Here is a 26367-nt window from a genome sequence, read left to right on the forward strand (position 1 = left end):
AGACTTTATAGAGTTTCGCTATGTATCTTGGACGGGTGAAGATGATAATGATCCAACACCACAAGATCCAGAAGACGAACCTCGCGATTTATTAGAACCACCAACTCAATATGATAAAGATAAATTAGAATCGATAAACCAAATAATTAACAATGTAAGTTCAAAGATTCTGACTAATGGAGTGAAATCCGACTGGGATGCTATTGCTGTTGCATTAGCAGGGAAAAAGGTCCCTCAGAGTTATCTAGATAAATTAATTGCTGAGGTAAGAAAAAATAACGGAAGCTATTCTCTTGCTACGGAGTATGCCCGTATTTTATTAACGGCCAAAGCATTAGGAGCAGATCCTACCGATCTTGGAGGCTATAATTTAGTAGAGAAGCTTTATAATTTTGGGAATCTGTCACAATATACAAATGGTCTCATTTATGCTTTGATTGCCTTAGATAGTGGTCAGTATAACATCCCAACCGATGCGAAGTGGACGAAAACAAAGATACTAAATAATATAATTCAAAAACAAAACGCAGACGGTGGTTGGAGTTGGACTGGTTCAACGAGTGATATTGATGTAACAGGAATGGCGCTAACGGCACTTGCCCCGTATTATGAAAAACAAGAGGTCCTAGAGGCTATAAACAAGGGCATTACGTTCTTAAAGAATAAACAAAAAGCTAGTGGCGGATTTATGATATCAGGCGATCCCGTACCGAGTGTCGCTCAAGCTGTCATCGGTTTAACCAGTGTAGGAATCAGTCCGTCCAATGAAGAATTTACCAAGCAAAATGTAAATTTAATTGATTACTTACTAAGCTTTTATAAGCAAGATGAGAAATTGTTCTATTACGGACAAGCTGGGCCAAGTATGGCAACGCAACAAGCTTTACAGGCATTAGTTTCTTATAAGCACTACATTGAAGCCAAGCCTTTGATGTATCAATTCCAAGGACAATTTGGAACTACACCAGATCATGGTGGGGGAGGCGACGGAGGTGGAGGATCGGATAACAATCCTTTTCTAAAAACGATAAAAGTAACAGTGAAAGGACTAGATGGGGTTCTCGTTCTAGATACATCAGTTAATATTTCAAGTACAGCTACCCCATATCAGGTTTTAGTTGAGGCGATTGGACTAGATAAAGTGAAGACTCGAGGAAGTGGTTCTAGCCTTTATGTTACAGAGATTCAAGGACTAGCCGAATTAGCGCATGGACCAGAGAGTGGTTGGAACTATTCGGTGAATGGAATCTTCCCTAGCGCTTCAGCAGGTGAATACTCATTGAACAATCAAGATCATGTAAGTTGGTTATATACTAAAGATCTTGGAAACGATGTAGGAAACACAGGTGGTGGTTCCACAACAACACAAACCGGAACGCTAAACGAAGATGTGCAGAAATCTTTAGATCAGGTCAAATCGATCATTCCTATTGACAGTAAAAATCCTTTGGACCCTACTAAGCAGGCGGTTATCGTGTTAAATGGTTCAAAGAGAATGACAAAAGATACCGCGCAAAAGTTAGCTGATGAGTTAGTTAGTAATGTGGTCAACGAAGAGAAAATAATTGAAAACCTGAGTGTTGATCATGATATTAAGGATGTAAAAGAGGAAATTAGACTTCTTGTTCCTGCTAACGCTTTGAATACGAGCAGAAAAATTACCATAACCAAACAACCTAATAACGAACGTCAAGAACTCTTATCACCAATCTATGAATTTTTACCCAAAGGGACGACCTTTAATAAACCTGTATATATTTCGGTGAAAGCTCCTTTATTCATAGACAATCTGGATGAAGTTGCTCTCGTTTGGCTTGACGAAGCCAATAACATGTGGATCCCTATTCCAGCGGTAGTGGATGCAGAAACAGGGATTGTTACAGGGATGGTGAATCATTTTACAAAGTTTGCTTTGGTTGATCGAAGCAAATTAAAGAGTAGCTATATAGATCCCATGCATCAGAAGGTAAAGGAAGCTATTAAAGCCGTGTCTAAAAAGGATTGGAATACGGGAGAGTATAATTTATGGGAGTTATTAGCGTTATACCATACTGGTTCTTTTTCATCTAAGGACTACTTAAATTACATTGAGAAGCAGTTACAGGAGAAAAAAGGTCAATTTAGAAGAGTGACGGATTTATCTACGGCAGTACTAGGCGTGCATCTAGCTGGTGGAAACCCGCAACAATTTGCTGGGTATAACCTCACTGAATTGTTGTATAACGATAAGCGATTAACACGCCAAGGAACCAATGGGGTTATGTTTACGCTGTTAACGTTTGAGTTGATTGAGGCGGACATCCCAGCTCAAGCGCTATGGACGAAGGAGAAGTTAATCGATTGGCTTGTGAAGCACCAGCATCAAAATGGAGCTTGGTCCTTAGATCCGACGGATGGTTCACCAAGTGTTGATCTTACAGCGATGGCTATGGGGGCTCTGACTTCCTATAAACAGGACGCGGCTGTCAATACAGCAATAGAAAAAGCCAAGAACTGGCTGGCCAGTGTTCAAAATGATAAGGGGGGTTTTACCTACTCGGCGGATGTGACAGAAAGCAGCGAGAGTATATCCCAGACTATTATTGGTCTAGCCTCTCTAGGAGTGAATCCAACCCAGCTACCGTTTGCAAAAACCAACGGCAACCCTCTGACTCAGCTTCTTAGTTATCAACAAGCTGATGGTTCGTTTGAACATACGAAGGGACAAGGGAAAAACCAAATGTCAACCCAGCAGGCATTCGTGGCTCTACTCGCTTATGATCTGTTGCTAGAAAATGAAGCCTCGATTTATCCGTTTAAGAGTACAGTTAAAGAAGTAAGTTCGATCCTTCCATTCAGGGATCAGAATCAAATGGCCCAGTGGGCACTCCCAGCAATAGAAAAAGCCTATCAGAAAAAGCTTATGGTAGGTCTTGATCAAAATACCTTTGCTCCGAAGCAAGCTTTATCAAGAGCACAGTTTGCTGCGTTATTGCTTCAAGCTTTGGGTGAAAAGCCAAAAGCAGAGGCAGAATTAAACTTTGAAGATGTGAAACCTGGTTCATGGTATTTTGGCAGCGTAGTAAAAGCAAAAGAATTGGGCATCGTGAACGGAACGAGTGCCACGACATTTGATCCTCATAAGGCCATTACTCGTCAAGAAATGGCTGTTATGTTAGCGAATGCTTATAAACTGCAAACAAGCCCATCAGGACCTGCGATTCAAGATTTACAGGATGCTGGAGCTTGGGCTCAACCATCCATTAGCGCTGTATTCGATCGAGGATATATGGTCGGCTATGGAGAAGGATACTTTCTGCCAAGAAATCAGGTAACAAGAGAAATGGCTGCTGTGATCATGGTAAAGATTGCAGGGCAGCAATAGGATGAAGGAGCCCTCAGGGCTCCTTTCTTCGTCCGTTCACCCCGATTTAGGGCCATTTCTCTCAATCTACCTTTTCAACCATTCTACCCAATCATCTTGTATCGAACATGCATAGAATTATGGTGAGGTGGATGAAAAAGTGAAAAAGTTTAGTTCTCGGAGTAAGCGGATTAGAGGAAAGTTTAAAGTATATGGTTACTTAATGGAACAGGGTATGATTCGGCCTCATCTGCCTTTTACCCGACCCTTTACGAAAGACAATCTGGAGCAAACTCTGCTTAGGTACACCACGGTTTATATCAAGCCCGATTTTGGAAAGGAAGGAAAAGGAGTTTATAGAGTAGTAAAGAATGGACCGGAGTTCATACTAAAATATCAGTCCAGGACCAAGGTATTTACCGATAGTCATTCTCTATACCAATTTGTTAATAGACGCAGTTCTTCTAGGCTTATTATTCAACAAGGCATTGAACTTGAAAGATTCAATAATAAGCCTTACGATGTTCGGGCGATGCTTCAACGAAAACCAAAAGGTGAATGGGTATGTACAGGCTGGTTTGCTAGAGTCGGATCTCCTGGAAAAATTGTTACAAATCTAGCTCAAGGAGGGAAAGTTTATTCGGTGAATAAGCTTTTTCAATCGAAAGGACTTCCTCCTCACGAACAGAGTCGACGCTTTGATTATATTCAGAGGCTATCTCTTGAAGTAGCCAGATGTTTAAGTGCCAAGAGAAGTGGCATGCATCAAATCGGGATCGACTGGGTCTTTGATCAAACTGGTAAGCTCTGGATCCTTGAAGTGAATTCTACGTGGCCAGTGATCTACCCAGTAAAAAAGATTGACCAAACGATGTATAGGCGAATGCTATTCTTTGCCCGGTCTTATGGGAGAAGGGAATAACAAATAGAGGAGACAGATCAAAAAACGGATCTGTCTTTTTTTGTACGTTTATTCTCCATAAATTCTTCAAGGTTTACTCCTATAATCAAATGTATAAGCGAATCCTAAGAGATGTTTACGATTGTATAAATGCTTAGGAGACTGCTTCAAAATATAAAAACCTCTTTACATAGGTTAGGGGGGTATAGTATATTTATGGTGGAAAACAACTTTAGATGTATACCTAAACTAAAATGATGAAGGAGAAGATAGAAATGAAAAGAAATTTTTATCTCAAGCTTTTCGGAGTGGGAATATTAGCAGGGAGCTTACTTTTAGCGGGTTGTACACCAGAGAAATCACAAGGAAGTGAATCAACCCCAAATCCGAATGCAAGTACAGATCAAACTCAGGTGGCTTGGGATTACAGCAGCACAAAAAATACAACGAGAATTGTGGGGAAAGACGCAGAGGAATTATCCATTTCAACGTCAAGAATGATCTGGCCGGCGACTCAAAAGGGTACAATCCCCAATGTCGTTCTTGTAGCACCTAAGGAAAGTTGGCAAGCTCAATTAGTAAGTTTGGACTTGGTTCATCATCCAAGTGATGGCCCCTTGCTTGTAACCAGTAAAAATCAGATTAGCTCAAATGCAATTGATGAAATCATGCGTTTGAACCCTAGAGGCTCAGAGGATGGAACGCAGGTCATAACGATTGGGATGGATGAAGAAGCGGTCAAGCAACTTTCAGATCACTTTAAAGTTAAAGAAATCAAAGGAGAAACACCTAGCCAGCTAGCTGAAGCGATTGACCAATTTTACGCTGAAGCAAGTGGAAGCTTACCTGCTTCCGTTATTGTTTCCACTTCAGAGCAGGTTGAATTCGCTGCACCGGCAGGGAACTGGATTTCTCACATGCCTGAACCTTTGCTGTATGTGACCAAAGATGAAATCCCTAATGAAACCATAAATGCTTTACAAAAGCGTGAAGGAAAAGCTACTGTCTATCTGTTAGGGCCTGAGTCGGTCATTTCTAAAACGGTGGAAGAAAATCTTAGATCTTATGGAACGGTCATTCGTATAGCGGGTGATGACCCTGTTTCAAACGCGATTGCGTTTGCCCAGTATAAAGATACAAACACTGGATTTGGCTGGGGAATCACCCAACCAGGACATGGGCTACTGCTAGGCAATATGGCGAATATGTCCGAATCCATCCCGACAGGGTCCTTTGCTCACCGTGGGAAGCATGCTCCACTATTATTAACGAATGCTGATAGTGCACCAGATAATTTAGTTAATTATTTGACTAAGCTTAAGCCTTTATTTGAAAAAGAGCCAACAGAAGGCCCTTACAATCACTTATATATCGTTGGAGGATCCGATTGGATATCCTGGGAACAACAAGGGAATCTCGATCATCTCATTGAGATTGAATCGGTTACGGGAGACAGTCATGCAGGTCACGGAGGAGGACACCAAGAACCAAGTCAGCCAGAAAAGCCTGCGAAAGAAGAGCAACCTGTAGATCACGGCAAGATGAATCACAATGGTCATCATTAATTTCTTGTGTGATTTTTTTAACTGTAGATTCAATGATTGTCCACTATAATACTCCCTCCCATAGAGGGAGTATTTTTATTGAACAAAAAGGGGTAACCCTATACCTCAATAGGCTATTTAGCCATGATATCAGTAAAAGCTTGGCGATGCCCCGGGCTATGCCATTTTAGGTTTAAAAAAATTGGAAAAACCATTGACATATAGTCTAGGGGGGTATAGTATATAATTATAAATGATGAACGATCAAATAAAGGAGATGGACGTAATGAGTGTGAAGGAAACTACACTTCAGATAACAGGGATGACCTGTGCAGCCTGTGCGATACGAATTGAAAAAGGCTTAAACAAGCTTGACGGCGTTTCAGCGGCGAACGTGAATTTGGCTTTAGAGCGGGCTAATGTGACTTATGATTCAGAGAAAGTAAACGTAGAGGATATCGAGCGAAAAGTTGAACAACTCGGCTACGGTACGGTAAAGGAAATGTTGGATCTTCAAATCACCGGAATGACGTGTGCGGCTTGCGCGACCCGTATTGAGAAGGGACTCAGCAAGATGAAGGGCGTGAGTCGGGCAACCGTTAACCTTGCCTTAGAGACCGCGCAGATTGAATATTCACCTGCAGAAATATCCGTCCAAGAACTGATAGCCAAGGTGGAGAAGATCGGATACGGAGCAGCCCTCAAGTCTGAGAAGAACGAGGATCAAATCGATCACAGACAAAGAGAAATTGAAAAACAAAAGCGCAAATTCATCATTTCAGCTATTTTGTCGTTTCCATTGCTTTGGACGATGGTGGCCCACTTTTCTTGGACTTCCTTCATCTGGGTACCGGATTTATTCATGAATCCTTGGGTACAGTTTGCCCTAGCGACACCTGTACAATTTTGGGTTGGGGGACAGTTTTATAAAGGGGCTTATAAGGCACTAAGAAATGGCAGCGCCAATATGGATGTATTAGTTGCTTTAGGTACTTCTGCGGCCTACTTTTATAGTTTATATGAATCCATTCAATCCATTGGCCATGGTGCTGGACATCATGTTGCGTTGTATTATGAGACTAGCGCAGTATTGATTACATTAATCATTTTAGGGAAGCTTTTTGAAGCGGTAGCCAAGGGGCGAACTTCCGAAGCGATTAAGACGTTGATGGGACTTCAGGCAAAAACAGCAACGATCATTCGAAATGGTGAAGAATTGGTTGTACCTGTAGAGAATGTGGTACTAGGAGATATCGTGGTGGTTAAACCCGGAGAAAAGATTCCAGTGGACGGTGAAGTGCTTGAAGGTCGTTCCTCTGTTGATGAATCCATGTTGACGGGGGAAAGTATTCCAGTAGAAAAAGAAGCGGGAACGAACGTATACGGAGCTACTATTAATAAAAACGGTTCACTAAAAGTAAAGGCAACAAAGATTGGTAAAGAAACGGCCCTGGCTCAAATTATTAAAGTAGTGGAAGAAGCACAAGGTTCAAAAGCACCTATCCAACGGGTAGCTGATCGGATTTCAGGGGTATTTGTACCGATTGTAGTAGGAATTGCGATCCTCGTGTTTTTGATCTGGTACTTCTGGGTTACTCCTGGAGATGTGGCTAATGCTCTTGAAAAATTGATTGCTGTATTGGTTATCGCGTGCCCTTGTGCGCTGGGACTTGCAACACCAACCTCAATTATGGCAGGTTCGGGTCGAGCAGCGGAGCTTGGTATCCTGTTTAAAGGCGGAGAACACCTCGAAGGGACCCAAAGAATAGATACCATTATCTTAGATAAAACAGGGACTGTAACGAAGGGAAAACCAGAATTAACGGATGTCATTGTCAAAGACTGGTTGGAAGAGGAATTTCTCCGCCTCGTTGGTAGTGCAGAGAAGAATTCGGAGCATCCGCTAGCAGAAGCTATTGTCCAAGGCGTTAGAGAGAAAGGAATTGTCTTAACGGAGACGGAGCAGTTTGAAGCGATTCCTGGGTTTGGGATACGTGCTGTTGTAGAAGGTAAGGAATTACTCCTTGGAACTCGTAAATTAATGGCCCAATACAACATTGATGCAACATCTTCAAATGAATGGATGAGTGAATTGGAGAATGCCGGAAAAACAGCGATGTTGGTTGCTATTAATGGAACCTATGCTGGCATGGTGGCTGTAGCAGACACCATTAAGGAAACATCTAAAGAAGCGGTAGCTCGCTTGAAGCAGATGGGGATCCAAGTGATCATGATCACTGGGGATAATGAGAGAACGGCCTACGCTATTGCGAAAGAAGTAGGAATAGACGAAGTAAGAGCGGAAGTCTTGCCAGAAGGAAAAGCGAGAGAAGTGAAAAAGCTCCAGGAACAAGGCCGAAAGGTGGCCATGGTCGGAGACGGAATCAACGATGCACCTGCTTTAGCCACTGCGGACATTGGTATTGCTATAGGAACAGGAACCGATGTAGCGATGGAAGCCGCTGATCTGACTCTCATGCGCGGTGATCTCAACAGTCTCCCAGAAGCTATTTTAATGAGTAAGAAGACGATGAGTAACATCAAGCAAAATCTATTTTGGGCTTTAGCCTATAACTCTTTGGGTATTCCTGTAGCAGCGGTAGGACTCCTTGCTCCCTGGGTCGCAGGTGCGGCGATGGCTCTTAGTTCCGTATCTGTCGTTCTTAACGCGTTGCGTTTACAGAAAGCAAAAGTATAAAGTATCGTCATATAACCTTTACAACATCCCGGGGAACAAATTCGGGATGTTTTTTATGCGGTTAAGCATAGTATGGTATAATATTATAATAATTTCGGAAAATTGACCTAATTTTAACTTTACAGATCAAGCTGACAGAATATCAAATAAAAGGTAGAGAGAGGCTTGAGGTATGAGTAATCCAATAGTAGATGCATTTGAAATATTAGAGAGGATTACCGATGCATTTTTTGCGTTAGACGAACAGTGGAACTTTACCTACATCAATGCAGAAGCTACTCGGTTGCTTTTTCGAAGCCGCGAAGATTTAATAGGGAAGAATGTTTGGGAAGAATTTCCTGAGGCCACACAACTACCATTTTATGAACAGTATCATAAGGCGGTTCGAGAACAAATACCGGTAACCTTTGACTCTTACTACTCCCCATTGAAATCGTGGTATGATGTAAGGGCCTATCCTTCGTCTAATGGACTATCGGTTTATTTTCAGGATATAACAAAGAAAAAAATGGTATCGGCTAAAAGTGAACAACATTACAAGTCTCTTTTTGAACATAATCCTAATGCCGTCTTTTCATTTGATTTAGAAGGGAATTACCTGAGTGTTAATCCTGCGATGGAACGGCTATTAGGTTACAGTGAGGAAGAATATTTACATCATTCCTTTATGCCACTGGTATCTGAAGACGATCAAGAAAGAACCATGAAACATTATAAGATGGCCGCAGAAGGTACAACGCAGCATTATGAAACAAAAGCGCTACATAAGGATGGATCTATCGTCTATGTTGATGTAACGAATATGCCCATTATTGTTGATTATGAGGTTGTTGGTGTTTACGGCGTTGCTCGGGACATCACCTCAACGAAAAAAGCAGAAGCTGCACTTAAACAGAAGACACAACAACTCGAGTTCCTTATTGACCATAATGTAGATCCCATTCTTATCTTTAGCTTGCAAGGGAACGTCATCCGTGTGAATAAGGCATTTGAGGAAACCTTTGGTTGGTCAAAAGTGGAGATTCTAAGCCTCGGATTATATCAATTACCCATTGTTCCGACCGAATATCTTCATGAAGTAAGAGAGTGCGAGGCAGAAGTTAGAAGGGGAAAACAAATTATAGGACTTGAAACTAGACGCCTTCGAAAAGACGGGCAAATATTGAACGTTATGTTGTATATTTCTCCTATTGAAGACGCCAAAGGGAACCTGAACGGGTGGTCGGTTACTTTACGAGATATCACAGCTTGGAAACGATCGCAAGAATTATTGCAAAATACTGAAAAACTATCGGTGGCTGGTCAGCTAGCAGCTGGAATCGCTCATGAGATTCGGAATCCGATTACCGCTATCAAGGGATTTGTACAATTAATGAGATCGGGATATGGAGAGAAGAAAGAGTACTTCGATATCATGTCTTCAGAAATTGAACGAATCGAGCATATTCTTAGTGAGTTGCTGATTCTAGCGAAGCCCCAGGTCAGTAGGTTTGAAAGTAAAGACATTAGATCATTAATAGCGCAGGTGATCACCTTACTAGATACCCAAGCGATTCTAAAAAATGTGGAGATTGTCACGGAGGTTCACTCCGAGTTTACCCATCTTCCGTGCGATGAGAATCAATTGAAGCAGGTCTTTATCAACTTTATTAAGAATGCGATTGAAGCGATGCCTACAGGTGGTAAACTACTCATTCAAATTCAAAGTACTAACCGAGAAATACTGTTTATCCGTTTTATCGATGAAGGAATAGGGATGCCGGAAGAAGTTTTGGCTAAGCTAGGCCAACCGTTTTTTACAACGAAGGACAAAGGTACGGGTCTAGGTTATATGATAAGTAAAAAAATTATTGAGAACCACTTTGGTGAGGTTCATATCAGAAGTGAACTGAATAAAGGAACTACCATTGAGATTAGTTTTTCATTACAAACAAAAGAAAGGGCTTGAATGCCCTTTTTTCTGTTTAGTAAAGCGATTGTTGGTATTTGTTGTCTAATTCATATATAATAGAGAATAGTAGCCAATGGACGGAAAAGACCATTAAACAAATACTAATAAGCGGGCTTTTGCTTACGCATATAGCCCGTTATTCTTTTTATATATCGAGAGGTGAATATCATGTCTGAATCCGTTGTTTCTATCTTCGCATTAGGAGGACTAGGCGAGATCGGAAAGAACATGTACGTTATTCAATTTGAAGATGAGATCGTTGTCGTGGACAGCGGGGGGAAGTTTCCTGAAGAAGACATGCCGGGAATTGATTTAGTCATTCCAGATATCTCTTATCTCATTCAACATAAGGGTAAAATTAAAGGAATCTTCTTAACCCATGGACATGAGGACCATATCGGAGCCCTACCCTATGTGTTAAAACAGGTGAATGTACCCGTATATGGAGCGGCTCTCACCATAGGATTAGTGGAAGCGAAACTAAAGGAACACCGCTTATTGCGTGAGACCAAACTTCATGTCATTGATCCAGAACAAACGCTCCCATTCGAAAAGATTAGCTTATCCTTCTTTAGGACGAACCATACAATACCTGATTCCCTAGGCATTGCTGTTCATACACCACATGGAACGGTGGTTCATACGGGCGACTTCAAGTTTGATTTAACCCCGATTGGAAACTCAGCTGACATCGCCAAGATGGCTCAGTTGGGAGAGAACAAGCAAGTATTAGCACTTTTATCGGATAGTACCAACAGTGAAAGAGAAGGAGGTACTCCATCTGAAAAAGTGGTGGGCGAGGCTATAGATCATATTTTTCACCTCGCTCAAGGCAGGATCTTGTTTTCAACGTTTGCTTCCAATGTCTATCGTTTACAGCAGGTCGTTCAAGCCGCTGTTCGTTATAGAAGGAAAATTGCGTTAATTGGCCGCAGCATGGAGAAAGTCTTTGAGATTGCTCAACGCTTAGGATACATTAAGGCACCGGAAGGCATGTTGATTGACGCAAGGGATATAGACCGATATAAGGCAGAAGAAATCGTTATTCTTTGTACCGGAAGCCAAGGTGAACCTATGGCTGCATTAACGCGTATTGCCCAAGGTTCTCATCGGATGGTGAAGATTATTCCTGGAGATACGGTTGTCTACTCTTCTTCGCCAATTCCAGGTAATGACGTAAATATCAATCGCTCGATTGACCTGCTGTTCCGTGCAGGAGCAGACGTCAAGTACGGCAGCCACCTAGAAATTCATGCATCTGGACATGGCAGTCAAGAAGATTTAAAGTTAATGTTAAATCTTATGAAGCCAAAATATTTTATTCCGATTCATGGCGAATATAGGATGCTGGTTCAACACGCTAAACTGGCTGAGGAAGTTGGGATTGCATCTGAGAACACATTCATCTTAGAGAATGGCGATGTATTCCGTCATACGAAGTCACCTACTCAAGCTACCGTCATCATCGAAAGAAACAAGAATCAAAACAACCCTAGCGTTCAATCGGGAATTGTCTTAGTTGATGGCAGTGGAATTGGTGATGTGGGGAATATTGTGCTCCGAGATCGCAAGAGGTTTGCCCAGGATGGAATCATGATTGTGGTGCTTACTGTGGATATGAAGGAGAGGAAAGTTTTGGCGGGTCCTGACCTCGTAACCAGAGGATTTGTCTATGTTCGTGAATCAGAGGACATGATGCGAGAAGCCACTCAGCTAACGAGACAAACCGTACATCAATTATTGGAAAAAGGAATCACGTCTTGGGCAGAATGGAAGCAACAAATTTCAAATACGTTGACACCTTATTTTATTTCCAAAACAAACCGAAGCCCCATGATGATGACGATCATTATGGAGCCCGAAACTACACCACCATTAGATGAACAAACCTCCACCTCTTCTTAAGAGGAAGGTTTGTTTTTTTAAATATTAACGGCATTATATATTAAAACTTAAAGCCAAAAACAAAAAGAGACAGTATAAACTGTCTCTTTTTGTTTTTAGGTACAAGCAAGCTCTTCGTTTTAATGTCCAGAAGGAGCCGATAATCCTACTTGATTCACAAGCTTTTGACTCTCTTCATTTAGTCCGATAATTTCAACGTGCTTATCTAACTTTTGATACTTGTAGATCACTTTAGCAATGGCAGTCACGGCGGAATGGTCCCAAACATGAGAGCTGCTAAAATCAATAATAATCTGATCTGGATCTTCGTTAAAGTTAAATTGATCTACAAAATGACTCATCGTTCCGAAGAACATCTGCCCGGTTACTTTATAAATTTTCGCCCCATTTTCGAGCTTTGTTGTTGTTTTCATCTTCGTCATTTTCCACCCGAAGATTAAAGCACTCATCACTACCCCAGCTAGAACCCCTTTAGCAAGGTCGTGTGTTGCTACTACAATAGCAACGGTGACAATCATGACGACGGCGTCAGGGCGAGGAGTTCTAGGTAGAATCTTAAGAGACTGCCAATCAAAAGTTCCAATGGATACCATGATCATGACTCCGACTAGTGCGCCCATAGGAATTTGCTTTACAATGTCACCAAGTACGATGATAAGAAATAACAAGAACACCCCAGCCACGAGAGAGGATAAACGGCCCCGAGCACCAGATTGAACGTTAATGACGGATTGGCCAATCATGGCACAACCTGCCATTCCACCGAAGAAACCCGTAATCATGTTTGCAATTCCTTGCCCTTTGACCTCTTTATCTTTAGAGCTTTTCGTCTCGGTCATTTCATCTACAATGGTTGCGGTTAGTAGAGATTCCAGTAACCCTACAATAGCAAGCGTAATGGAATAAGGTAAGATAATCCACAATGTCTGTAGAGATAACTCAATGTTAGGGAGATGGAATACGGGTAAGGCCCGCGTAATTTCTCCCATATCTCCAACTGTTCGTCCATTAAAGCCTCCATAAATAGCGATGATAGTCATCACGATGATGGCGATGAGTGGTGACGGAACAGCTTTTGTAAATCGAGGTAGGATATAGATGATGGCTAATGTGGCCGCAACCATAACATACATCTGCCAAGATTCACCTACAAAGTGAGGCAACTGTGCCATGAAGATCAGTATCGCTAAGGCATTCACGAATCCAATCATGACGGAATGCGGAACAAAGGTGATAAACCTTCCTACTTTTAATACTCCTAGAAGGAATTGAATAATTCCGGTTAAAACCGTTGCAGCCAATAAATACTCTAAGCCGTAATCCTTTACAAGGTTAACCATGAGTAAAGCCATAGCCCCCGTAGCAGCGGAGATCATGGCGGGACGTCCTCCGACAAATGCAATGATGACAGCAATACAAAAAGATGCATACAATCCGACCATCGGGTCAACACCAGCAATGATGGAAAAAGCGATAGCCTCTGGAATCAAGGCGAGAGCTACTGTTATTCCTGCCAGTATATCACCTCGAATATTCGAGAACCATTCTTGCTTGTAATTCATAAGTCAACCTCTTTCTATTCAATTTTTAAAGAACATGTTGACTTTCCTCTCTCAGGAAAGTCGGAGCCGTTGTACCTAATTGTGAATTATACATAAACATTTAGAACTTGGCTATGAAGATAAATAGATATGTAAGCACTATCATCACGATATAAAGTTCATTTACTCTCTTATACTTAAGGTTTTATACTTGTTTATTTTCAAGGCGTAGGCTTGGAATAGACGTAGATGAAAAAGAAGAAAGGAGCCACTACAGGCTCCTTTCTTCTTATCTGCTTTCTAGCTCAACGGAATCGACTCCATTTATACTTTTGAGCAGACGATAGATATGCGTCGTATACTGTTTTTCTGATGCGAGAATGATCATCTGAACTTCAGAATGATTTACGTCAATGTCTTTTAGTTTTACGTGCTTTACCTTCATCCCACAGCGCTTGATCTCTTTAAATATGATGTCTACGTCTTCTCTGTGATCCACTATGATCTTCACCAGCAGATCACGTTGGCTAAAACTCTTAGGTCCTAAAAGTTTCAATAAAGAAGGAAATACATTAATGGCTAACATCATAATCACAACAGCAGCCGAGGCTTGGAGGATGAATCCTGCTCCAACAGCAATACCAAGTCCAGACGCGGCCCATACCATGGATGCGGTAGTCAATCCGGAGATCACATCGTTATTCCGACGAAGAATAACCCCCGCCCCCAAAAAGCCGACTCCACTCACCACTTGAGCAGCTAACCGCATGGGATCCATATTGGTATGGCCCTCGACCGAGTAAATGTGGACAGACTCAATGGAGACAATCGTGATTAGGCAACTGGCTACGCTAATAATCATACAGGTTTTGATCCCTACGGGCTTTTTCTTCAATTGTCTATCTATACCGATCAACAACCCTAAAAACAAAGCAAGTCCGAGTTTCCAAATATAGTCATGGGCTATGATCCAAGTCATTTTACCTCTACTCCTAAGATTTTTAAAAGATTATAACACACTTAATCATTACAGACTTAAACGAAATGAAAACAAGACCCAACAGTTGGGTCTTGTTTATATGATGTCTATTGATAGCTGCGTAGTTTACGATCCAAAACAAAGTTACCAAACGGAATGAAGGAAGCCGCAACAGCTCCAAGTACCTTAGCAATGGACCAGCGGAATCGATAGGTTACATGAGCGACAGCAAAAAGATAGAGAACAAACAGTAATCCATGAATCGCTCCAACCACCCGCACTACTTCGGGAATCCCAGCAAAATATTTTAGAGGCATGGCAATGCCAAGGAGCAAAAGAAAAGAGATTCCTTCTATTAAACCTATCGTACGTAAGCGACCAATGGGACTATTAAGCATGCAAAAAAACCTCCTTGTATGAGTTTATGTATGTTTGTAATTCACTTAGAAACCAGTCTTACATTACCTCTATTATAATGATATAGCATTATAAACACTATGTGTATAGGTAATAATTCACGATAAAGTCATAATTGCAGATAAAAATACTATTTCCTTGTCGAAAAGAACCGACAAGAAAACCTTATTATCAGGTTGACAATAGAAACTTTAAAAAGTTTCGGACACAAAAAGTTCATAAAATGTTCATACAAACTATGAAAAATATATTGAAGTTCATATATTATAAATATTAATTAAGCCAAGAAAAATAAATCCTACCCAAAATTTGTATTTCCCCAAAAATACGTTTTTCACGCTTCAAATAATGCTTACAATGATGTATAATCTTCAAGTGTGATAACTACTAACTACTTTAATGGGGAGGAATATTGCAAACACGTAGGTGCAAATATTCTTGGTTAGCAAACAAATCTCTACCCATTATCTATTTTTTGTTTAATGTAACTGTGAAGTGGCAACAAAGGTAGATAATGTCGTTTTATGTGTTTTTACACAAAAGGGGAAGTTTCTACGCCCTCATATCATTACTGCAGATTTGCATTTGTTTGCACTTCTGTTCATCCACTGTTTTATATGTGGATATAGAGTTAACTAAACCATTAGGTAGAGTGATTAAACAAGAAAGTGGGGTTGAATTTTGATGAGTCGATGGAATTTAAGTTGGCGTCTATTGCCTCTGCTCGCGGTAATGATGCTAGTACTCACTGGGTGTGCACAAGACCCATATCTGTCTGCTTTGGATCCAAAAGGACCCGTAGCATCAGCGCAGTTATCATTGATTATGCTCAGTTTGTACATCATGATTGGCGTATTCGTCGTGGTGATGGTGATTTACGTCTATGTTCTGTTCCGCTTCCGTAAGCGTCCAGGACAAACAGGTATTCCAGAGCAAGTAGAAGGTAATCACAAACTAGAAATTATTTGGACTGTTATTCCTCTTATTCTTCTTGCAGTATTAGCGGTCCCTACCGTTTCTCTGACGTTTGATCTAGCTGAGAAACATAGTACTGAAGAAGCGTTACAAGTAAAGGTAACAGCTCACCAGTTCTGGTGGGAATTTGAATACCCTGATCTTGAAATTTCTGCTGGACAGGATCTATATATTCCTACTGGTCAGAAGATCCAATTCCAAGTTACGGCTAAGGATGTAATGCACGCCATTTGGATCCCTGCATTAGGGGGTAAGATCGACACAAATCCTGGAATGACTAACAATATGTGGCTTCAAGCTGACAAGCCAGGTACTTATAAAGGTAAATGTGCTGAGCTTTGCGGACCATCCCATGCTCTTATGGACTTCAAGGTCATTGCTCTTGAACCAGCTGAGTTTGATAAGTGGGTAAACAATATGAAGGCGACAGCTACTAAAACTGTTCCAGCTTCTGCACAAGCAGGACAAGAAGTGTTCAACCAGAGCTGTATTGGTTGTCACGCAGTGGATGCAACAAAAGGAGTTAAAGTACCTGACATTGCTCCAAACCTTGCTGGTTTTGCTGATCGTACGGTATTAGCTGGTTTCATCGAGCACAACAATGAAAACTTAGCTCAATGGATTAAGAATCCTCAATCTTTAAAGCCAGGAAACTTAATGCCAGCTTTTGAAGGTAAGCTGGATGAACAACAAATTAACGACCTAGTCGAATATATGAACACCTTGACTCTTGAATAATCTCTAATAAAGGAGGTATTACCGTGGCTACACATGCACACCCAAAGAGAACTGGCTTGTGGGATTGGCTAACTACCGTTGACCACAAGAAAATCGGTATTCTTTACCTTATTGCGGGTGGATTCTTCTTTCTTATCGGTGGATTAGAAGCTCTTCTCATGCGTATACAGTTAATGTACCCGAACCAAGAGATATTTGTGGGCGGATCATTTAACCAGCTCTTAACAATGCACGGAACAACAATGATCTTCTTGGCTGCGATGCCTATTATCTTTGCTTTAATGAACGCAATTGTGCCCTTACAGATTGGTGCTCGCGACGTAGCATTTCCTTTCTTAAACTCCCTTGGATTTTGGCTTTTCTTCCTTGGAGGTTTACTGTTAAATCTAAGCTGGTTTTTAGGTGGAGCACCTGATGCAGGTTGGACAGCGTATTTGCCTCTTTCCGGTAAGAATTACAGTGGCATGGGTGTTGACTTTTATGTATTAGGTCTTCAGATTGCGGGTATTGGAACATGGATCGGGGGAATTAACTTCCTTGTAACGATTATTAATATGCGTGCTCCTGGATTGACATTTATGCGTTTGCCAATGTTTACATGGAGTGTATTTGTTACTTCTGCCCTTATTTTGTTTGCTTTCCCTGCGATTACAGTAAGTTTAGTCTTGTTGATGTTTGACCGCTTATTTGGAGGAGCGTTCTTCGAACCAGCTCTCGGCGGTAATATTGTAATCTGGCAACATTTATTCTGGGTGTTCGGACACCCTGAGGTTTACATTTTGATCTTGCCAGCGTTTGGTGTAATTTCTGAAGTCATAGCTACTTTCTCTAAGAAGCGTATCTTTGGATATAGCGCCATGGTTTTCGCTACTGTATTGATTGGTTTCTTAGGATTCATGGTTTGGGTACACCACATGTTTACTGTTGGATTAGGACCGGTGGCCAACTCCTTGTTCTCCATTGCAACCATGCTAATTGCGGTTCCGACCGGAATTAAGATCTTTAACTGGTTGTTTACGATGTGGGGCGGACAAATCCGATTCACAGCAGCCAACCTTTGGGCTGTAGGCTTCTTGCCAACCTTCGTAATTGGGGGGATGACAGGGGTTATGCTTTCCGTACCTCCTGCTGACTACCAATTCCATGATAGTTATTTCGTAGTCGCTCACTTCCACTACACGATTGTAGGGGGAATGGTGTTCGCACTATTCGCTGGTCTTCATTACTGGTGGCCTAAGATGTTCGGTAAAATTTTGAATGAGACACTTGGTAAGATTGGATTCTGGTTCTTCTTTATCGGATTCCACCTAACGTTCTTCCCTCAGCACTTCCTTGGCTTAATGGGGATGCCGCGTCGTGTATTTACATTCTTACCGAATCAAGGTCTAGAACTAGGTAACTTTATTAGTACTATTGGTGCTTTCTCAATGACTATCGGAACCCTTGTGTTCTTGTATAATGTTATTGTTACAGCAACTCGTGGTGAGAAGGCGTCTAACGATCCTTGGGATGCTCGTACACTAGAGTGGACGATTTCTTCTCCAGCTCCAGAATACAACTTTGCTCAAACTCCACTTGTTCGTGGATTGGATGCTTTCTGGGTTGAGAAGATGGCAGGCAAGAAGAAGATGACACCAGCAGAACCGCTTGGTGAGATTCATATGCCGTCTCCATCGATTCTTCCGTTCATTATGTCACTTGGTTTATTTATTGCAGGTTTCGGATTTATGCACCATGCGTATCTGATCGTTATTATTGGACTCGGAACGACAGTGGTATGTATGTTCCTTCGTTCCATCTACGATGATCCTGGATACCATGTGCATCCGGATGAAGAGGAGGTAAAGGCGTAATGGCACAAAATTTTACAAGCCTTCCCGCCCATCCTGAGACAGCAACACTAGAAGGCAAAAATAAAGTTCTTGCCTTCTGGCTCTTCTTAGGTGGAGAAGTTGTATTGTTCGGTTCCTTGTTTGCAACATTTATCGCTCTTCGCACCTCTTATGCTGGCGGACCAACAGGGCAAGAATTATTTGACCTTGGTCTTGTAGCTATAGCTACGTTGTTGCTTTTAACAAGTAGTTTGACTAGTGTATTTGGGGTTCAAGCGATGCACCGCCATGATGTGGCAGGAATGCAGCGTTGGTTTGGAATTACCGTACTACTAGGTGTTGCGTTCTTAGGCTTAGAAATCTACGAGTTTATGCACTACTACCATATGGGACACACTATGTCTAGCAGTGCCTTCGGATCCGCTTTCTATACTCTTGTTGGATTCCACGGAGCGCACGTTCTAGGTGGTGTAACCTGGATTGCTTTACTTCAAATGCAGTTAGCTAAGAAAGGCTTAACTGTAGTCACAGCACCTAAGTTTTATTTAGCAAGTCTTTACTGGCATTTTGTAGACTTAGTGTGGGTTTTCATCTTTACAGTAGTATACCTAATGGGAAAGGTGGGTTAGTGGATGGGACAACAGATTAATCATACTGAAACTGGGCCCAAGCACCATAAGCCCGAAGGTAAGAAAAGGCATATCGTTGCCTTTATCGTTTCCATTATTCTTACGGCGATTGCTTTTCTAGCTGTTATTCTTGGAGGCTCTAATGCCTTTGTTATTCCATTCATTATCGTTCTTGGTATTATTCAAGCAGGTTTCCAACTTTATATCTGGATGCACATGGATCAAAAGGGACATGAACTTCCTGAGTTAGGAATTTATACAGGTCTTTTGGTTGCGGTGGTTACCGTTATCGTTTTCGCCTACTGGATGGGCGGTTACTAAGATTTAAGAAAGAAGAGGGGGGCGAATGAGATGCCCCTCTCTTTTCCTATGGAGAATGATGGTGCATTAGTGGTAGAATATTATAGGTATGTCATTTCATCTCCAAGACAGGAGGGAACGTTAGTATGTCACATGGACATCATGTCGTTGAATCATCTGGTTTATTTACAATGTGGAATCCGTGGCAGTTGCTGCTTACACTTGCTTTAGGTTTCACTTATTTCTATCTTATTGGTCCAGGCCGTCACCGCTTTGAGAATGTGTCACCGATTAAGCCGCGTCATATTTTCTTGTTCATAACAGGTCTTGTTACGTATTACATGGCGGCAGGAAGCCCTATGAATTACTATGGTCACCACTACTTGTTTAGTGCGCATATGCTGCAGCAATCTTTACTGTATTTTGTTGTTCCACCATTATTAATTCTCGGGTTGCCTAAATATTTATTGCAAGCTTTGTTTAGTATCAAATTTGCTCGAAGAATGCTTGAGACTCACATGCTTGTGACGATTTTCGCTTTTAACTTTATGTTCTCTATGTATCACTTGCCACTTATCTTTAATACCGTGATGGAAAGTGAATTCTTAATGGCTCTATCCCACATGGTCCTATTCATCGCTGCTTTCCAGATGTGGTGGCCTATCATTAGTCCCTTACCTGAAGTTAAACATACAACTGAACTGCGTAAGATGGCTTATATTATCAGTGGAGCTGTCTTGCTTACACCGGCATGTGCGTTAATTATCTTCGCGGATTCCATTGTTTATCAAACGTATGTGGGAGCTCCAGAAGTGTTTTGGTGGTTACCCCCTATGGATGACCAGCAATTAGGTGGAGTATTGATGAAGCTTGTCCAGGAGTTGGCTTTTGGTTCTGCTCTCGCGTTTATCTTCTTCCGCTGGTTCCGAAAAGAAAATCCGAAAGACTCCATTGATATGTATTACCCTCAACCTGCTGTTGATACACCACAAGGAGTGAAAGAGTAGTAGAAAGAAATAGAAATATAGAGAGAAATGGAAAGGGATAACCTGATGGCTACGATTCTACCTTTTTTAAGTACTTCATTTATTGTAATTAGCGCTATATTAGTGGCGATAGGCTGGTATTACATTACTCAGAGAAAGATTGAGACTCATAAAAAGGTCATGACTTGGGCAGGTATTTTTGCGACAGCATTCTTTATTATCTATGCATCAAGAACGCTTTTTGTGGGAAATACAGCATTTGGTGGTCCAGATGAGATTAAGATCTACTACACAGTATTCTTAATTTTTCACATCATATTAGCCACAACAGGAGCTGTATTCGGTATTACATCTTTATGGTCCGGGTTTAAGAATCGTTTAAAGCTTCATAAAAAGATTGGACCTATCACATCGATCATCTGGTTTTTTACAGCAAGTACAGGGGTAGTGGTCTACGTTCTGCTTTATGTGCTATGGACCCCAGGTGAAGCAACAAGTTTATTTAAAGCCATACTAGGCTGGTAGAAGTAATTAGAGTCCGGACAACTTGTCCGGACTTTCTTTATAAGAGCATAACAAGCTTGGCATTTGCGAGAATTTCTAGTACTGTCAGTATTAGTAAACGTTTTATAGGAGGATAAAAATGAAACCCAAAGTGTTTGTGGCGAGACCCATCCCAATAGAAGTTGAACAATACATAGCAGAACACTGTGAGGTAGAGAAGTGGTTAGGGGAGGATACCATCCCTCGCGCGGAGTTGCTTAAGGCTGTCCAACAAGTTGAAGGATTACTAACGACAGGTGGACGAATTGATGGAGAGTTGCTCGATCATGCCCCTCACTTAAAAGTAGTAAGTAATATTTCTGTAGGCTATAACAATTTTGATCTTGAAGCGATGAAAGCAAGAAAGATCCTCGGGACGAACACTCCTTATGTACTAGATAATACGGTAGCTGATTTAGTGATGGGCCTTATTTTGTCTACTGCACGCCGTATTCCTGAACTCGATCAATATGTTAAAAACGGACAGTGGAGAAGAGGAGACGATGAAGTCTTATTCGGGGTTGATGTCCATCATTCCACTTTAGGGATTATTGGTTTAGGAAGAATCGGTGAGGCCATTGCGCGAAGGGCGAAGTTGGGCTTTGATATGAATGTACTTTACCATAATAGGAGTCCTAAGACAGAGGTAGAACAGAGCTTAGGCATTCGTCCTGCTTCTTTAGACGATTTGCTAGCACAGTCTGATTTCGTCGTACTCATGACCCCTCTAACTCCGGAGACCACACACTTGATGGGGCGTGAGGAATTTGAAAAGATGAAAGACACAGCCATCTTTATTAATGCCTCCCGGGGGAAGACCGTAGACGAGCAAGCTCTTATAGAGGCGTTGGAAACAAAGCAGATCAGGGGAGCAGGACTAGATGTCTATGAACGGGAGCCTATCGCAAGTGATCACCCGTTTTTAAAGATGCCCCAAGTGGTAACTTTGCCTCATATCGGATCTTCCACAGCAAAAACACGTTTGGACATGGCCAAAACGGCGGCTAAAAACCTTGTCATGGCAGTAACAGGAGAAGTACCGCCAAACGTAGTGAAAGAACTACTAACCTAAGAGGAGGAGACTTCAACGTGCATTCCATTATTCCGTTATCCATTATTCAAGTGGAGATTTTGTCTGAGACTGTAGAATCGTTCGTCGATAATCATAAATTGCTTCATGTTCCTGATCAACGAGGAGAGATTGTAGGTTTGCCTTTGACTTCGAAGGCACTTCAATTTATACACACGGTGATGAAAGAGAAGGAAGTAACTGAAAAACAAGACGTAACCGTGGAAGTGAAGTCTGGTGATGCTAATGGCAGTAGTCAGGTCATCATTACGTTGTGTGGGGCATCTATGCAGTATGAAGTGGAATTAGAGGAATTTGATTCGATGTAAAGAGAAAAAGAGCTAGTTGAAAGGTCATTCCTTTCACTAGCTCTTTTCATTAAACCTGTAAGTAACTCTTAATGCGCTCTTGGTCCATTCTGTTCCCTACAAAGAAGGATCCAAAATCACCGTAACGAGCACTTACTTCATCGAAGCGCATTTCGTATACGAGCTTCTTATATGTTAGAGGATCATCGGCAAACAAGGTTACGCCCCACTCCCAATCATCAAGACCAACGGATCCAGAAATGATCTGTGTCACTTGACCAGCATACTTACGGCCAATCATCCCATGGCTTCGCATCATCGCACTGCGCTGTTCCATAGGAAGCATGTACCAGTTGTCATTTCCTTCTCTTCTCTTGTTCATCGGATAGAAGCAGATATGCTTAGTGTCAGGTAATACAGGCTTTAAGCGGCCTTGGATATAAGGATCTGTGTCAGGATCAACATCTCCTGCTACGTAGGTACTTAATTCTACAACGGATACGTAAGAGTATGTAGGAATAGTGATTTGAGCTAATAAAGTCTTGTTAAAAGCCGTTTCTAGGTCATCTAGTTCAGCAAGAGTAGGTCGCAAATGCATAAAGGCAAGGTCAGCCTTCTGGCCCACAATTGAATAAAGAGCAAAGCTTCCTTGTTTTTGGTCTTCGACTTCTTTCCATGATCCCATTAAGGAAAGTAATTCGTCTGTTGCTTGATCTCGCTCTTCCTGTGTGAGAGACTTCCAGGCATTCCAATCGATACTTCTAAAATCATGAAGGACATACCAGCCCTCCAAGGTTTGGACAGCTTGACTCATATCTTAACACTCCTTTAATGAAGGTCTTAGTTATGTAAAATATTTTTCCATCCTAGTATACCATACTGACAAGCGGTTGCTAAATTTTTCAATGTGAATTTCAATATTTCCAAATTGGATATGTCGATTATGTGAATGCATGTTCGCTTTACCACAGGGTATTCTAACCCTATATAGAGGTGGAAAAAATGAACATGAAAAAGATTTTGATTCTGGTTTGGTGTTGGATCTTCACTTTCTTTTGCTATTTTGCTAATACTGGGTTAGCCCAAGGCTATCCTGAGCGCTTTGATGTCATTATTGATATAGGTCACGGAGGAGTAGATGGTGGAACATCGGCGTATGGCGTTTTGGAGAAGGAACTAAATTTACAAATCGGGAAAAGGCTTTATGAACGGTTAATCTCTCAGGGATATAATGTGGGGATGACCCGCGTTCGTGATTATGCTTTAAGTGACGATAACCGCCAACCAATCAGAAGCCGTCATCTACGAGATTTAACACAAAGAAAATTAATTGCTGATGCTCTAGATCCCAAAGTTTTTATTAGTTTGCATATGAACTGGTCCGGTCATCACAGAACACGTGGCCCTTTAGTGATCTACCAAGCCAACCAAAAAAGCTATAGTCTTGCTCATTTATTACAACAACATCTGAATACTTTGTACGGGATAGAGAAAAAGCCGTCAAGGGGAAGAACCTACTTTTTAATGAAGCATCTCCAGATGCCATCCGTTATTGTAGAACTGGGATATTTGAGTAATGCTCAAGATTTTACAATGGTAAGGGACAATAAGTTTCAGCAGCAATTAGCTGATACTATTGCGCATGCTGTAGGGGAATATTTTTTGCTTTACCCGGTGGAATAAAAAGGGTGAAAGAGAGGAGTTTCCTCATCTTTCACCCTTCTTTAGATCTTTATTTATTTGCTAGATGATGAATGTATTGTGTAAGGAGATTTATTGCTACATCAATAGCCTCTTCACTAGGTTCAATCTTGGAGTGGTGGAGTCCATAAGGAGTATCAACGCCAAGCCAGAATAAAAATCCAGGAATCTCTTCTAAGAAATAGCCAAAATCCTCACCAGTCATCGCTTCCTTACACTCAATCAGTGTTACACTTTCGTTTGTCTCAACCCAGTTCATAAACTCGCGTACCAGGCTGGGGTCATTATAAACCTGACAATAGTTGGACCCATAGTCAATCGAAGCTTGACAAGCAAATCCCGCTTCGATGCCTTTAACGAGAGCTTCGATTCTCGTTTTGATTTTGTGCATGGAATCAAGTGATAGGGTTCGGATGGTCCCTTCAAGTCTTGCTTTTTCTGCAATAATGTTTTGCTTCGTGCCACCTTCAATTTTCCCAATGGTAACAACGCCGGAATCTAAGGGATCAATATTACGTGCAACAATGCTCTGAAGTTGGGTAACCAAATGGCTTGCTGCCACAACCATATCATTAGCTGTATGAGGGAAAGCGGCATGACCGCCCTTCCCAACTAAATCAATAAATAGCTCTGACGTATTAGCAAACAAGATCCCTTCACGAGTCGCGATCGTTCCTACTGGATATTCAGGAGCAATATGCAAGGCCATAATCATGTCGGGCTTCCAGTGTTGCAAGGCCGTGCACTCTTCGAGCATGGGTTTAGCCCCCCCTGGGCCTTCTTCTGCTGGCTGGAAGATGAAGAGCACATCATCTTGAACTGGATGATTGACAATATGGGTAAGCACGCCTAAGGCAATACTCATATGGAAATCATGACCGCAAGCATGCATATAGCCAGGGTGCTGAGAGCGAAACGCGTAAGTCGTTTCTTCCTCAATGGGAAGACCATCCATATCTGCTCGGTAGCCGATGATACGGGTAGGATTCGTTCCTTTCACCTTTACGAGGATGCCTGTTCTCCATGTTTCTAAATCAAACCGATCCTCAGGCAGTTGCTTGATATAGTCAAGTAAAAACTGTTGAGTCTTAAATTCCTCGAAGCCCTTCTCTGGTATGAGATGAAGACTTCTTCTGATCTCATGATATATGCTCAGGCTCATAGTCCCATCTCCTTAGAGTTGGCGAAGCTCCTGTTTGATTTCTGTTTTGCTCTTCGTTTTTTCATCGATTTGCTTGATCACGCGAGCAGGAGTACCAGCTACCACAGTATAAGGAGGAACATCATCTACAACAACGGCTCCAGCGGCGACAACCGCACCTTTTCCTACGCGAACACCTTCAAGAAGAACAGCATTAGCACCTACTACAACATCATCTTCTACAATAACGGGAGAAGCGGAAGGCGGCTCAATTACGCCTGCAAGCACGGCTCCAGCACCGATGTGGCAGTTGTTTCCAACTGTTGCACGACCACCAAGCACAACGTTCATATCAATCATGGTACCTTCACCTACGACTGCTCCAATGTTAATGACGGCGCCCATCATGATGACGGCATTGTTTCCGATTTCTACTTGATCACGGATGATAGCACCTGGCTCGATACGTGCTTGAATATGCTTGGTGTCTAAAAGAGGAATAGCGGAGTTGCGACGGTCACTTTCCACTACATAATCTTCGATTCTATCCTTATTAGCTTCTAAAACGGGAGCAATTTCTTTCCACTCACCAAAAAGAACACCAACTTGTCCATTAATGAAGGATTTGGTTTCTGCTCCAAAATCAAGCCCTTCCAAGTTTCCTTTAATATGTACCTTAACAGGTGTCTTCTTCACGCTTTTTTGGATAAATTCGATAATTTGATTAGCATCCATCATGTTCATAATCGTTTCCTCCTTAACTTTGAAGAAAAACTTGGCTAGAGTGCCAAGTTTTTTGCGTTTTTTCTACCTTTAACTGTACCAGATTGAGGAGGAATACACAACGTAAGAAACCGGACGATAAT

General features: G+C 41.7%; 21 protein-coding genes. 15 read left to right on the forward strand and 6 right to left on the reverse strand.

Features of this window, described 5'->3' with window-relative positions:
- From EIZ39_RS16165 to rnjA, 6 genes are all read left to right on the forward strand, one after another.
- Positions 1–3364 (forward strand): S-layer homology domain-containing protein (locus EIZ39_RS16165; RefSeq protein ID WP_129201042.1); only part of this gene is annotated, 3364 nt, incomplete at its 5' end.
- Positions 3365–3503: 139 nt separating this feature from the next.
- On the forward strand, positions 3504–4265 hold the full coding sequence (locus tag EIZ39_RS16170; RefSeq protein WP_129201043.1) for a YheC/YheD family protein: 762 nt from the start codon (positions 3504–3506) through the stop codon (positions 4263–4265).
- Between the two features lie 254 nt (positions 4266–4519).
- On the forward strand, positions 4520–5809 hold the full coding sequence (locus EIZ39_RS16175; protein WP_129201044.1) for a cell wall-binding repeat-containing protein: 1290 nt from the start codon (positions 4520–4522) through the stop codon (positions 5807–5809).
- A 265-nt stretch (positions 5810–6074) separates the two neighbouring features.
- A complete protein-coding gene (locus EIZ39_RS16180; RefSeq protein ID WP_483296046.1) occupies positions 6075–8486 on the forward strand; it encodes a heavy metal translocating P-type ATPase in 2412 nt (803 codons plus the stop codon).
- A 172-nt stretch (positions 8487–8658) separates the two neighbouring features.
- A complete protein-coding gene (locus EIZ39_RS16185) occupies positions 8659–10434 on the forward strand; it encodes a PAS domain S-box protein (RefSeq protein WP_129201046.1) in 1776 nt (591 codons plus the stop codon).
- Positions 10435–10605: 171 nt separating this feature from the next.
- The gene (gene rnjA, locus EIZ39_RS16190; protein WP_129201047.1) at positions 10606–12342 is read left to right on the forward strand and encodes a ribonuclease J1; all 1737 of its coding nucleotides are present in this window, start codon (positions 10606–10608) and stop codon (positions 12340–12342) included.
- Between the two features lie 119 nt (positions 12343–12461).
- Here rnjA and EIZ39_RS16195 read toward each other — a convergent pair whose 3' ends face one another.
- From EIZ39_RS16195 to EIZ39_RS16205, 3 genes are all read right to left on the reverse strand, one after another.
- The gene (locus EIZ39_RS16195; RefSeq protein WP_129201048.1) at positions 12462–13904 is read right to left on the reverse strand and encodes a SulP family inorganic anion transporter; all 1443 of its coding nucleotides are present in this window, start codon (positions 13902–13904) and stop codon (positions 12462–12464) included.
- Between the two features lie 268 nt (positions 13905–14172).
- Positions 14173–14862, reverse strand: a complete 690-nt coding sequence (locus tag EIZ39_RS16200) for an MgtC/SapB family protein (protein WP_483296047.1) — start codon at positions 14860–14862, stop codon at positions 14173–14175.
- Between the two features lie 107 nt (positions 14863–14969).
- Positions 14970–15260, reverse strand: coding sequence for a DUF3817 domain-containing protein (locus EIZ39_RS16205; RefSeq protein ID WP_129201049.1), 291 nt, complete (start codon positions 15258–15260; stop codon positions 14970–14972).
- 703 nt (positions 15261–15963) lie between these two features.
- Between EIZ39_RS16205 and coxB the strand changes: the two genes are divergently transcribed.
- From coxB to EIZ39_RS16245, 8 genes are all read left to right on the forward strand, one after another.
- Positions 15964–16992 carry a cytochrome c oxidase subunit II gene (coxB, locus tag EIZ39_RS16210; RefSeq protein ID WP_129201050.1) on the forward strand — a complete coding sequence of 343 codons (1029 nt, stop codon included), beginning with the start codon at positions 15964–15966 and terminating at the stop codon, positions 16990–16992.
- 23 nt (positions 16993–17015) lie between these two features.
- Positions 17016–18845, forward strand: coding sequence for a cytochrome c oxidase subunit I (ctaD, locus tag EIZ39_RS16215; RefSeq protein ID WP_129201051.1), 1830 nt, complete (start codon positions 17016–17018; stop codon positions 18843–18845).
- Entirely contained in the window at positions 18845–19453 is a 609-nt protein-coding gene (locus tag EIZ39_RS16220) for a cytochrome c oxidase subunit 3 (protein WP_129201052.1), read from the forward strand. Before ctaD ends, EIZ39_RS16220 begins: the two co-directional genes overlap by 1 nt.
- A gap of 3 nt (positions 19454–19456) precedes the next feature.
- Positions 19457–19774 (forward strand): cytochrome C oxidase subunit IV family protein, encoded by a 318-nt coding sequence (locus EIZ39_RS16225; RefSeq protein ID WP_129201053.1) that lies wholly within the window; start codon positions 19457–19459, stop codon positions 19772–19774.
- A gap of 125 nt (positions 19775–19899) precedes the next feature.
- The gene (locus EIZ39_RS16230) at positions 19900–20760 is read left to right on the forward strand and encodes a cytochrome c oxidase assembly protein (protein WP_129201054.1); all 861 of its coding nucleotides are present in this window, start codon (positions 19900–19902) and stop codon (positions 20758–20760) included.
- A gap of 45 nt (positions 20761–20805) precedes the next feature.
- The gene (locus tag EIZ39_RS16235; protein ID WP_483296048.1) at positions 20806–21264 is read left to right on the forward strand and encodes a DUF420 domain-containing protein; all 459 of its coding nucleotides are present in this window, start codon (positions 20806–20808) and stop codon (positions 21262–21264) included.
- Between the two features lie 118 nt (positions 21265–21382).
- On the forward strand, positions 21383–22354 hold the full coding sequence (locus EIZ39_RS16240; protein ID WP_129201055.1) for a 2-hydroxyacid dehydrogenase: 972 nt from the start codon (positions 21383–21385) through the stop codon (positions 22352–22354).
- Positions 22355–22371: 17 nt separating this feature from the next.
- Positions 22372–22680, forward strand: a complete 309-nt coding sequence (locus EIZ39_RS16245; protein ID WP_129201056.1) for a hypothetical protein — start codon at positions 22372–22374, stop codon at positions 22678–22680.
- A gap of 49 nt (positions 22681–22729) precedes the next feature.
- Here EIZ39_RS16245 and hemQ read toward each other — a convergent pair whose 3' ends face one another.
- Positions 22730–23473, reverse strand: a complete 744-nt coding sequence (gene hemQ / locus EIZ39_RS16250) for a hydrogen peroxide-dependent heme synthase (protein ID WP_129201057.1) — start codon at positions 23471–23473, stop codon at positions 22730–22732.
- A 194-nt stretch (positions 23474–23667) separates the two neighbouring features.
- Here hemQ and EIZ39_RS16255 point away from each other — a divergent pair, with 194 nt between their 5' ends.
- A complete protein-coding gene (locus EIZ39_RS16255) occupies positions 23668–24342 on the forward strand; it encodes an N-acetylmuramoyl-L-alanine amidase family protein (RefSeq protein WP_164985134.1) in 675 nt (224 codons plus the stop codon).
- Positions 24343–24391: 49 nt separating this feature from the next.
- On the opposite strand, the gene EIZ39_RS16260 is transcribed toward EIZ39_RS16255, so the two are convergent.
- Positions 24392–25522: an N-acetyldiaminopimelate deacetylase gene (locus EIZ39_RS16260; RefSeq protein WP_129201059.1), complete on the reverse strand. Its 1131-nt coding sequence runs from the start codon at positions 25520–25522 to the stop codon at positions 24392–24394.
- Positions 25523–25534: 12 nt separating this feature from the next.
- Positions 25535–26245: a 2,3,4,5-tetrahydropyridine-2,6-dicarboxylate N-acetyltransferase gene (gene dapD, locus EIZ39_RS16265; protein WP_129201060.1), complete on the reverse strand. Its 711-nt coding sequence runs from the start codon at positions 26243–26245 to the stop codon at positions 25535–25537.
- Positions 26246–26367: the final 122 nt, after the last annotated feature.

Origin of the sequence: Ammoniphilus sp. CFH 90114, from assembly GCF_004123195.1 — a bacterium.
Taxonomy (GTDB): domain Bacteria; phylum Bacillota; class Bacilli; order Aneurinibacillales; family RAOX-1; genus YIM-78166.

What these genes read in the sequence shown, in the direction of transcription:
- EIZ39_RS16175 (WP_129201044.1), top strand. Translation starts at nt 4,520, where the DNA reads ATGAAAAGAAATTTTTATCTCAAGCTTTTCGGAGTGGGAATATTAGCA.
- EIZ39_RS16180 (WP_483296046.1), top strand. Translation starts at nt 6,075, where the DNA reads ATGAGTGTGAAGGAAACTACACTTCAGATAACAGGGATGACCTGTGCA.
- EIZ39_RS16185 (WP_129201046.1), top strand. Translation starts at nt 8,659, where the DNA reads ATGAGTAATCCAATAGTAGATGCATTTGAAATATTAGAGAGGATTACC.
- rnjA (WP_129201047.1), top strand. Translation starts at nt 10,606, where the DNA reads ATGTCTGAATCCGTTGTTTCTATCTTCGCATTAGGAGGACTAGGCGAG.
- EIZ39_RS16195 (WP_129201048.1), bottom strand. Translation starts at nt 13,904, where the DNA reads ATGAATTACAAGCAAGAATGGTTCTCGAATATTCGAGGTGATATACTG.
- EIZ39_RS16200 (WP_483296047.1), bottom strand. Translation starts at nt 14,862, where the DNA reads ATGACTTGGATCATAGCCCATGACTATATTTGGAAACTCGGACTTGCT.
- EIZ39_RS16205 (WP_129201049.1), bottom strand. Translation starts at nt 15,260, where the DNA reads ATGCTTAATAGTCCCATTGGTCGCTTACGTACGATAGGTTTAATAGAA.
- coxB (WP_129201050.1), top strand. Translation starts at nt 15,964, where the DNA reads ATGAGTCGATGGAATTTAAGTTGGCGTCTATTGCCTCTGCTCGCGGTA.
- EIZ39_RS16220 (WP_129201052.1), top strand. Translation starts at nt 18,845, where the DNA reads ATGGCACAAAATTTTACAAGCCTTCCCGCCCATCCTGAGACAGCAACA.
- EIZ39_RS16225 (WP_129201053.1), top strand. Translation starts at nt 19,457, where the DNA reads ATGGGACAACAGATTAATCATACTGAAACTGGGCCCAAGCACCATAAG.
- EIZ39_RS16230 (WP_129201054.1), top strand. Translation starts at nt 19,900, where the DNA reads ATGTCACATGGACATCATGTCGTTGAATCATCTGGTTTATTTACAATG.
- EIZ39_RS16235 (WP_483296048.1), top strand. Translation starts at nt 20,806, where the DNA reads ATGGCTACGATTCTACCTTTTTTAAGTACTTCATTTATTGTAATTAGC.
- EIZ39_RS16240 (WP_129201055.1), top strand. Translation starts at nt 21,383, where the DNA reads ATGAAACCCAAAGTGTTTGTGGCGAGACCCATCCCAATAGAAGTTGAA.
- hemQ (WP_129201057.1), bottom strand. Translation starts at nt 23,473, where the DNA reads ATGAGTCAAGCTGTCCAAACCTTGGAGGGCTGGTATGTCCTTCATGAT.
- EIZ39_RS16255 (WP_164985134.1), top strand. Translation starts at nt 23,668, where the DNA reads ATGAAAAAGATTTTGATTCTGGTTTGGTGTTGGATCTTCACTTTCTTT.
- EIZ39_RS16260 (WP_129201059.1), bottom strand. Translation starts at nt 25,522, where the DNA reads ATGAGCCTGAGCATATATCATGAGATCAGAAGAAGTCTTCATCTCATA.
- dapD (WP_129201060.1), bottom strand. Translation starts at nt 26,245, where the DNA reads ATGAACATGATGGATGCTAATCAAATTATCGAATTTATCCAAAAAAGC.